Origin of the sequence: Pisciglobus halotolerans (assembly GCF_900113675.1) — a bacterium.
Lineage (GTDB): Bacteria > Bacillota > Bacilli > Lactobacillales > Carnobacteriaceae > Pisciglobus > Pisciglobus halotolerans.
Genome location: NZ_FOQE01000051.1, coordinates 1 through 9,658 on the forward strand (window position 1 = coordinate 1; position 9,658 = coordinate 9,658).

At 38.2% G+C, this 9,658-nt stretch carries 13 protein-coding genes; 10 read left to right on the forward strand and 3 right to left on the reverse strand.

The features are described from left to right. From BM057_RS10605 to BM057_RS10630, 6 genes are all read left to right on the forward strand, one after another. Window positions 1-246: IS3 family transposase (locus BM057_RS10605; RefSeq protein ID WP_177186247.1), on the forward strand; the 246-nt coding region annotated here is incomplete at its 5' end. 185 nt (window positions 247-431) lie between these two features. Beyond that, window positions 432-1,385, forward strand: coding sequence for an FAD:protein FMN transferase (locus tag BM057_RS10610; RefSeq protein ID WP_092093660.1), 954 nt, complete (start codon window positions 432-434; stop codon window positions 1,383-1,385). Between the two features lie 360 nt (window positions 1,386-1,745). Continuing rightward, window positions 1,746-2,354, forward strand: a complete 609-nt coding sequence (locus BM057_RS10615) for an NADPH-dependent FMN reductase (protein ID WP_047390553.1) — start codon at window positions 1,746-1,748, stop codon at window positions 2,352-2,354. Between the two features lie 19 nt (window positions 2,355-2,373). Beyond that, a complete protein-coding gene (locus tag BM057_RS10620) occupies window positions 2,374-3,615 on the forward strand; it encodes an NAD(P)H-dependent oxidoreductase (protein WP_092093663.1) in 1,242 nt (413 codons plus the stop codon). Window positions 3,616-3,801: 186 nt separating this feature from the next. After that, window positions 3,802-4,338, forward strand: a complete 537-nt coding sequence (locus tag BM057_RS10625; RefSeq protein ID WP_092093666.1) for a GNAT family N-acetyltransferase — start codon at window positions 3,802-3,804, stop codon at window positions 4,336-4,338. 147 nt (window positions 4,339-4,485) lie between these two features. Next, the gene (locus tag BM057_RS10630) at window positions 4,486-5,025 is read left to right on the forward strand and encodes a DUF924 family protein (protein ID WP_092093669.1); all 540 of its coding nucleotides are present in this window, start codon (window positions 4,486-4,488) and stop codon (window positions 5,023-5,025) included. A 112-nt stretch (window positions 5,026-5,137) separates the two neighbouring features. Here the strand turns inward: BM057_RS10630 and BM057_RS10635 are convergent, their stop codons facing one another. Further along, a complete protein-coding gene (locus BM057_RS10635; RefSeq protein WP_052181793.1) occupies window positions 5,138-5,542 on the reverse strand; it encodes a hypothetical protein in 405 nt (134 codons plus the stop codon). A 222-nt stretch (window positions 5,543-5,764) separates the two neighbouring features. Then, window positions 5,765-6,241, reverse strand: coding sequence for a hypothetical protein (locus tag BM057_RS10640; protein ID WP_047390559.1), 477 nt, complete (start codon window positions 6,239-6,241; stop codon window positions 5,765-5,767). 231 nt (window positions 6,242-6,472) lie between these two features. On the opposite strand from BM057_RS10640, the gene BM057_RS10645 reads away from it, so the two are divergent. The 4 genes from BM057_RS10645 (at window position 6,473) to BM057_RS10660 (ending at window position 9,478) form a co-directional block, all read left to right on the forward strand. Next, window positions 6,473-6,892 (forward strand): cupin domain-containing protein, encoded by a 420-nt coding sequence (locus BM057_RS10645; protein WP_047390561.1) that lies wholly within the window; start codon window positions 6,473-6,475, stop codon window positions 6,890-6,892. A 236-nt stretch (window positions 6,893-7,128) separates the two neighbouring features. Next, window positions 7,129-7,671, forward strand: a complete 543-nt coding sequence (locus BM057_RS10650) for an acyl-CoA thioesterase (protein ID WP_047390562.1) — start codon at window positions 7,129-7,131, stop codon at window positions 7,669-7,671. Window positions 7,672-7,846: 175 nt separating this feature from the next. Beyond that, on the forward strand, window positions 7,847-8,551 hold the full coding sequence (locus BM057_RS10655) for a DUF969 domain-containing protein (protein WP_092093671.1): 705 nt from the start codon (window positions 7,847-7,849) through the stop codon (window positions 8,549-8,551). 3 nt (window positions 8,552-8,554) lie between these two features. Continuing rightward, window positions 8,555-9,478 carry a DUF979 domain-containing protein gene (locus BM057_RS10660; RefSeq protein WP_092093674.1) on the forward strand — a complete coding sequence of 308 codons (924 nt, stop codon included), beginning with the start codon at window positions 8,555-8,557 and terminating at the stop codon, window positions 9,476-9,478. On the opposite strand, the gene BM057_RS11860 is transcribed toward BM057_RS10660, so the two are convergent. Further along, the coding region (locus tag BM057_RS11860; protein ID WP_218147470.1) for a hypothetical protein at window positions 9,479-9,658 on the reverse strand (180 nt) is incomplete at its 5' end.

Here is a 9,658-nt window from a genome sequence, read left to right on the forward strand (position 1 = left end):
TTGAAGAAACACAGCATTTTCCAAAGTTTCTCTCGTAAAGGAAATTGTTTGGACAATTCACCAATGGAAAATTTCTTTAGTCTTTTGAAACAAGAAGTATATCATGGACAAGTTTTTCATAGCTACGAAGAACTAGAGAGAACAATCGTCACATTTATCGACTATTACAATCACAGAAGAATCAAACGGAAACTCGATTGGATGAGTCCAATCGACTATCGTAAAGAAATTCAGAACGCCGCTTAGGGTTAGAAGTTTCTTGCGGATAAAAGTAGAAAAAAAGAAGTGGATTTCTCCACTTCAAAAAAGTCTAATATTTGGGGGTCACTACAGGTCGGCTGCTTCGAAGTTATGTTAAGATAAAAAAAAGCAGATAAAAATGTTGAATAAACTAAATCAAATTTAATAAAAAGGAACGGTGATGAACAGGAATGGAACAAAAGAAACGAGTTGTTCACTTGATGGGAACGGTCATTGATCTGCAGATCCAACATGATTCTCCTGACGCTGTATTGGACGAAACGGTCAATCGGCTAGAAATTTATGAAAGGCGTTTCAGCGCAAATGATGCAAGCTCTGAATTAATGGAGATCAATCAAAATGCGGGCATTCGTCCAGTTAGCGTTCATCCAGATTTATATGAGCTGATAAAAATCGGGAAATTTCACAGTTGCTCACCTGATAGCAATTTGAACATCACGATCGGGCCATTAGTACAAACATGGCGTATCGGTTTTGAAGATGCAAAAGTTCCTGAGCCACAGGAGATCCAAGAACTTCTAAAGAAAATCGATCCTGAAAATATTGTTTTAGATGACAGCGAACAGTCGGTTTTTTTGAAGCAAACAGGCATGTTGATCGACCTTGGTGCTTTGGCAAAGGGATACATCGCGGATAAGATCATCGCTTATTTGAAAGAAGCAAATGTTTTGTCGGGTTTAATCAATTTGGGCGGAAACCTCGTGACGATGGGAGATGCGCCTACACGAGCCGATCATAACTGGCGGATCGGTATTCAAAACCCGATATTGTCGCGCGGCAATTTTGTAGCAACATTGAAAGTTCACGATCAATCCGTTGTCACTTCTGGTATCTATGAAAGAAGCTTAAAAAGTGGTGGCGAAACTTACCATCATATTTTAGATGCGCATACAGGCTATCCTATAGAAACGGATGTCGTGAGCTTGACGATCGTCTCCGATCAGTCAGTAGACGGTGAAATATGGACGACACGTTTATTTGGCAAGCCTGTCAACGAAATTATCCGTACACTAGAAACACTTCCAGGGATTGAAGGATTAGTGATCACTAAGGAAGGAAAGCTCTTTTTTTCAAAGGACCTTGAAAAAGCGGTTGGATATAAAGTGAAGAACATCTATGATTAAAATCACAATGAAGAAAAAGAAAAATTTAAAAACAAGATAAAACAAGAATGAACAGCAGAGCTGAAAAATAAATTTTGAATAAAAGTTCACAACTTAGAAAGAAAGTTTAAAAAGTTTATAGAAAAAGTTGACGATTAAAGAAAAAAGGAATAGTATTAAAATCACAAAGTAAGCAAAAGGAAATGATTCTTTGCTGGAAAATGAATTGGATTCGATTCTCAATGAAGAACATTTCTGCAAAAAACAAGTTAGATGTAAAATAAACAAAGAAAAAGTTGAAGTTGACAGAGAAATTTGTGAAGGAAAAAGCAATTTATTTCTGACATCATCGGCGGATAAGCATAGAAGGGAAGTTGTAGTATGAAAAAATTTATTGGTTTAGTAGGAACAAACTCAGATCAATCTACTAATCGTACATTATTGGAGTTTATGGAAAAACATTTTGCGGACAAAGCGCAAATCGAATTGGTGGAAATTAAAGACATTCCTTTGTTTAACAAACCTGAAAATAAACAAGTACCAAAAGAAGTTCAAATCATTGCTGATAAAATCGATGCTGCAGATGGAGTTGTGATCAGCACACCTGAATATGACCACTCTGTTCCTGCTTCTTTAATGAATGCACTTGCTTGGCTTTCATACGGAATCGTTCCGCTTCTCGACAAGCCAGTCATGATCACGGGAGCTTCTTACGGAACATTAGGTTCTTCGCGCGCACAAGTACATTTACGTCAAATTCTTGATGCACCTGAATTAAAAGCACGTATCATGCCTAGTTCTGAATTTTTGTTAGGACATTCTCTACAAGCATTTGACGAAGAAGGAAACTTAGTTGATCAAGAAAAACTTGAAAAATTAGAAAAATTATTTGAAGACTTTATGATTTTTGTTGAAATCACTGGACAACTGAAAAGTGCTTATCAAGCAGACAAAAAAGAAGTAGAAAACTTTTCTTGGGAAAATATTTAATAGTGAGGAGTCGAAATAAATGAAATTAGTAGGAATCGTAGGATCTAACGCAGAAGTTTCATATAACCGTTTATTAATGGAATTCGTCGCAAAACATTTTGGTGATTTATTTGAATTAGAAGTTTTAGAAATCAAAGACGTCCCACTATTTAATCAAAGCGATGATCAAACAAATAGCAAAGAAGTTCAATACTTGAACAAAAAAATCATGGATGCAGATGGTGTGATCATCTCAACACCAGAACACAACCACACTATTCCAGCTGGATTGAAAAGTGTGATCGAATGGTTGTCATTCAAGATCCATCCTTTAGATGCTAAACCAGTGATGGTCATCGGTGCTTCTTACTATGACCAAGGAACATCACGTGCTCAATTACATTTGCGCCAAATCTTGGATTCACCTGGGGTTAACGCTCATGTATTTCCAGGAAATGAGTTCTTATTAGGTAAAGTAAAAGAAGCTTTTGATACAGACAACAACATCAAAGACCAAAGAACAGTAGACTATCTAGAAAGCTGCTTACGCAAATTCATGCGTTTTGTCAACGTTGTCGGCATCCTAGACGAACCACAACCAGCAAAAGCGCCTGAACCAGAAGATCTTTATGCGACTGGCAAAATTGATACAACGATCGAAAATGTTGATATGAATGCAGATGACTGGGTAGAACAAGCAGCAGAAGCTGTTAACGCTGTTGAAGGAAAAACTTATGTCAAATTGGACCGTGGTATTTTAACGGTTGACCAATTGAATTACTTCTTAGCTTCAATGCCAATGGAATTGACTTATGCAGATAGCAACAACCAATTCTTGTACTACAACCAAACAGCACCAGCTGAAGAAATGCTGGCTTCTAGAAACCCTAGTCAAGTTGGAAATCCACTTGCCAAATGTCACCCTGAAAAAGCTTATAAAAACGTGGGCTGGGTACTGCAACAATTGCGTTCAGGTGCAACAGATGCAGTTCGCGTTCATGTACCAACACATGGTCCTGACAAATATGTTGTTCATAACTACCAAGCTATGCATGATGAAAATGGCAACTACGCTGGTGTAAATGAATACATCCTTGATTTCAAACCAATCATCGACTGGTATTTGAAACAAACAGGACAAGAACTAGTTGGCGGCACTGACGGTGTATCCGGCGCTTCAGCAAAAGAAGACAAAGCTGTTGACGGCGTGTCTGGCGCATCTGAAAAAGAAACAGAAACCGTTGCTGTAGACAGTGTATCTGGCGCTTCAGAAAATGCTTAATCTTTTGAAATGACGTCTTCTCAGGTTAAAAAAAGACCAAGATGACTATTCAAAACAGTTAACAGAATAAACAGAGATTGATTCAAAAAGGTCATTAACTTTCTAGTTAATGGCCTTTTTTCATGCATAGAAGCAGCTTTCTTGTTATAATCTTTTTATTCATGAAAAAAGAGAAGGGGGAAAAGTGTGAGCGCAATCTATATTAAAAAAGCTGAAAAGCAACATTTACCTCAAATGATGGCAATCATTGAAGATGCAAAAACATTACTGAAAAAAGACGGCAGCTCTCAATGGCAAGACGGATATCCTGATCAGACGGCTTTGCAAATGGATATTGATAAAGGGGATTGTTATCTTTTAATGGTTGATGATGAAATTGCCGGCACAGCAACCTTAGTAGCAGGAGAAGATCCTAACTATGCTGTTATTTACGAAGGGGAATGGCAAGAAGCGAGCCTTCCTTACGCTGCTATTCATCGAATAGCAATCTCGGGAAAATTTAGAGGCCTTCAGTTGGGCAAACTGTTCTTTTCCAATCTGATTAGTCTTGCTTATGCAAAAGGAATCGAACATATTCGCATCGATACCCATGAAATAAATCAGCGCATGCAAAAGTTGGTGTTGTCATTTGGTTTTACTTATAGAGGAATCATTTATGTATCAGCAGGAATAGAAGGCAAAAGGAAAGCTTACGAGTTGAATTTAACAGACATAAAGATTTGAATCTAGAGACAGGATGAAGTTTGAGCTTACACGTTTTTTCAATCTGTCATAAAACTTTTTTTGATTCAAAGTTGTAATGATTTGCCGAATCAATAGGCGTTCTTGTTGGACAGGCTCTGTGCTATAGTATAAAAGAGGTGGTAAAAGATGGAGTATAGGAAGGTATTAGACTTTTGGTTCAATGAAGTGGATCCAAAAAAACACTTTGAAAAAGATGAAGGATTTGATCAAGAGATCTATACGCGCTTTAATCAAGTTCATCAACAAGCTGTACAAGGAGAGCTAGCACACTGGCGCACTACGCTAGAAGGTTGTTTGGCGGAAATCATTGTCTTAGATCAGTTTTCACGCAATATTTATCGCGGGGATCCTCGTTCATTTGCTTATGACGGAATGGCATTGGTGTTGGCTCAAGAAGCTATCGAACAGTATGATGTTTCAACTTTATCAAAAGCCGAGCTGTCTTTTTTGTATATGCCGTTTATGCATTCTGAGTCCTTAGTTATTCATGAAAAGGCACTTGAGTATTTCCATACAGAAGGTTTAGCAGAACCGCTTAAATTCGAAATTGCGCATCATGATATCTTAGTCCGTTTTGGTCGATATCCGCACCGAAATGAAATACTAGGAAGAGCATCTACGCCAGAAGAAGTTGCATTCTTAAAGCAACCTGGTTCTTCTTTTTGATTAATCGATCGAAATCAGTATGTTTAATGTCATTTACTCATTCATCAAAAAAGGCAGCTTCTACTAAGAGGAGCTGCCTTTTTTTGATGCAGAAAATAAATCTGATGTATGGCTATGTTTTTTTGATAAATTGCTCATGGCAACGAGGACAGGTGATTTTGATTTTTCCTTTATGACGCGGGACTCGCAATTCTTTATGACAGTTAGGGCAAGAATAAAATTTATAACTTTTGCGTTGATAGAATCTATTGCGCCGTTTGTTCCATTCTCTAGTCAATTGGTTTTTAAAAGCCAAAAATTTTTGATTTTCCTGATAACGTTTTGTACGCTGTTTTGAAAAGATGCGATAATAGCTGAAAATAACAGCTGCCCAGCCAATGAAGCTGATCAAAGGCAAACGGAAGATAGTAAACAAAAGGACGATTGCTAGCCCACTGTATAACAGAGTAGTGGAAAGTTTGTCTAGTCCGTATCTTCCTACCATGAATCTTTGAAATTTTAAAACCATATTTCTCATTTAAAGCGTCTCCTCTTGTTGTTTGTTTCTTTTTACCTTCATTATCAGTATAACATGCTCAGACAAATAGAAACATGATAAAAACAGCCTTTTCAGTTTTTTTCTGTTGTAAGACATCAATAGATCAGCTTTGTTTTGTTTGGGAAAATGCGTACTAAAAAAGCACCATACTTTGAAGGAAATACCTTGAAAGTATGGTGCTATATAATCAAATGACTTCTATTATTTAGCTAAATCTGGAAACAAATCTTCTACTTTTTTATCGTAGTCGATCGCGATATATAAGTTTCCATTGTCAGCAACTTTTGTAGATTGGTAACGGTTATCAATGCCGTCAGGATCCATTGCTTCATATGGGAAGTAAATGCGGTCGATCAGTTTTTCAGTTTGTGGATCTTCATTTGAAGCATCATACATAACTTCCATGCGTTCAATATCAGAGTATCCAGTAATACGTGCAAACATACCAGATTCTAAACCGCCATAATTGATGTTTTCTGTTTGAACATGGTCAGCTTCTGGTAAAACTTCGATTTTAAAAGATTCACAAGGATGAATTTCTTGGAAATCGCTTCCGTTAATTCTTCCGAAAGAAGTGGTGATGTGTTTGATCCATAAGTCACCGATCATTTCTTTATCAATTACCCAATATTCGCCGTTACGAAAAATCAATTTTAAACCCGTCATTCTTTTATCCATTCTGCAACTCTCCTTTAAGTATAAAAATCTTTTACACTTCAAGAGTAGCATTCTCTTTGCAACAGTTCAAACAAAAAGTTTAAATGAAGTTGAATTAAAAATATTTCAAAAAGAATGCGCTTTCTTATATAATAAAGGAAGAGAGAGAAGAGGTGCAAAAGGAGGGAAAGAGGGGAAAAACGGTAGATTGTAAAAAAATACACAAATAGTTTTGACAGGGGAGGGCTAGCAATGGTTGAACAACAAGATTATGGAAAGAAACCTTATGTCATTGATATTGAAGAATGGTCTAGAAGAAATACCAGTTACCGCAGAACAGTTTGGACAGGTGAAAAAATGCAAGTCATTTTGATGACGATCCCACCTCAAGAGGAAGCAGGACTAGAAATACACAAAGACATTGATCAGTTTATCTTCATTGAAGACGGACAAGGACTTTGTCAAATGGGACCTGAAAAAGACCAATTAGACTTTGAACGTGTATTTGAAAAAAATGATGCTGTCCTTATACCGGCAAATACTTGGCACAACATTATTAATACAGGAAGTGAGCCATTAAAACTCTATACGATTTATGCCGGACCGGAGTACAAAGAAGGAACAGTTCATGAAACAAAAGAAGAAATGGGCGGCTTGCCAGGGGTAAACTAAGAGATTGGTGATTGAAAAAACAGAAGAGAGAAGCATTCACTTAGAAAAATCGGAGTGGAGCTTCTTTTTTTCTTGGATAAAACTAATAGAGAGGATTGTCAGAAGGGGAAGATTGCTTAGGATGTTTTTCATCGTCTATTGAAAGGCGGGGCTAATGTAGACTGCATTTCAGGGTTTAACTTCATCTGTAAATAGCGTATGATAGGCAAGGAAATGAACCAAAAGGAGAAGTGATGATGAACGAAGAACGTGAAGTGAAATTTTGTCGGGAGTCTAGAGTGATTCAAACACATCGGGTTTTTCCGACCGACTTGAATATGTTTGGCTATTTGTTCGGTGGAAAGTTGATGACGATGTTAGACGATACTGCCTCTATCTCGATCACAAGGCATTGCCGGCGGGGAGCGGTGACGGCTTCTGTTGACCATCTAGATTTTCTACATCCGATTTTGGAAAATCATTCGGTATGTGTGGAGACATATGTCACGGGAGCTGGAAAGAAATCAATAGAAGTATTTGCAAAAGTGATCGGAGAAGTGCTGGTAACAGGAGAACGTTACTTGGCAGCTACTTGTTTCATGACTTTTGTTGCAGTTCCTTCTCATATGAATCAGGAGACAGAGTTCATTGTTCCGCTTGTCCAACCGGAAACCGAAGAAGAAAAGCAAGTTTGTGCTGGTTATGAAAAACGCAAACAACGTCGAATGGAAAAACTGAAACAAAATGAAGATTTTGCTGAATCTTTAAGCCTACATGTTCCTTGGTTAGGAGACGACTAGCCAAAGAAACAAAAGAGAAATAGACTGATCGATGAAGCATAGAGGGTGAATGACAGCCTATGCGGCGGACGTTCATCCTTCTTTTGCATCAAAAGCGTTTCGTTTTTCTTTTGAATTTTTATTAAAAGAAACGTATAATCAAAGAATGTAAAAAAAGAGAAGGTTGTGGAATCATATGGAATATATACGCTTAATTGGAATAGTCATCATTGTGATCGGCTTTATGCTGAAGCTGGATACGATCGCTGTCGTGTTAGTAGCTGGATTAGCAACGGCATTCGTATCTGGTATCTCATTTACAGACTTTTTATCCTTACTAGGAGAAGCTTTTGTCTCCAATCGGCTAGTTACCTTGTTTTTACTGACATTGCCGATGATCGGGATCACAGAACACTTTGGTTTGCGGCAGCAAGCAGTGAAAATCATTGAAGGCATCAAGGGAATGACGACTGGAAGACTCTTCACACTGTACATGTTTGCTCGTGAATTGGCCGGTTTTTTCTCAATTCGTATGCAAGGACACACACAGTTTATCCGTCCATTGATCGAACCGATGGCACAAGCAGCTGCGAAAACAGATTTTGAGCAGGTTGACGAGAAAGACATAGAAAGAATCAAAGCTCGTGCAGCAGCAACGGAGAACTATGGAAACTTCTTTGCGCAAAATACCTTTATTGCCGCTTCGGGTGTTTTGCTGATTGCGGGAACCCTAGAATCTTTAGGATATGAAGTTTCTGCTGTTTCTATTGCTCAGGCATCTCTGCCCATTGCGTTGATCGCACTTCTTTTCGTTGTTTTATCAAATATTTTATTCGACAGAAAAATGAAGCGCAAATATGGAAATGACGTGCCTTTATCTAATCGCAAAGGAGGACGTTAACCGATGGAAGCTTTGACAAATAACTTATTAGAACTATTTTTCATTTTGGTCGGACTTTTGCTGATCTATACAGGAATCGCTGTTTTCATGGATAAAGAACATCCGACTCGTTTAGGCACCTCTTTATTTTGGCTGCTTCTCGGTGTGATCTTTGCGATCGGAAACTTCATCCCTTCGATCATCAGTGGTGCCTTGCTGCTAGTGATCGGTGTATTGACCTTCTTTAAACAAGTCAATATTGGCCACGTTTTTGAAGCATCTGAAAAAGAGACTCAAGAAAACAACGAACGAATCGGCAACCTAGTCTTTCTTCCTGTATTGACTTTAGCTGTCGTAGCTGTCGGTGTTGCCCAATTGACTCCGCTTGGCGGACAAGTGGGGATCGGGATTGGATCCGTCGTTTCTCTCCTTGTGGCTATGGCGATCACCAAAGCTTCTCCAACTACAGCTTTGAAAGATGGAGACCGCATGGTGCAACAAGTTGGAACAACAGGGATTCTGCCACAATTGTTAGCTGCATTAGGGGTTATTTTTACAGAAGCTGGAGTAGGGGATGTCATTTCCGGTGCGATTTCTTCTGTTATCCCTGAAGGCAATCGTCTAGCTGGTGTGGTTGCCTATTGTTTAGGAATGGTGATCTTTACAATGATCATGGGGAATGCTTTTGCTGCATTTACAGTGATTACAGCCGGAATTGGTATTCCGTTTGTGATTGCGCAAGGTGCTGATCCAGTAGTTGCAGGAGCTTTAGCCATGACAGCTGGCTTTTGCGGAACGTTATTGACTCCAATGGCGGCTAACTTTAATGCTTTACCAGTCGCTTTGTTAGAAATGAAAAATGAAAATAATGTCATCAAAGAACAAGCGCCCATTGCTTTTCTAATGATCATCGTGCATATTGTCTTGATGTATTTCTGGGCCTTTTAATCACCAAATAGGTTTGCCTATTTGAGATTTTAGTCTAAAAAGGATTATAATTGAAAAAAGAAAGGAATGTTTAATGATATGAAAATTTGGCTCTTTGACAAGTAGTGTTGGTGGGTCAAAAAAGTCAGAGCGATTACATCGCTTTGGCTTTTTTATTTTATGCTGCTTTTTCATCTTTAA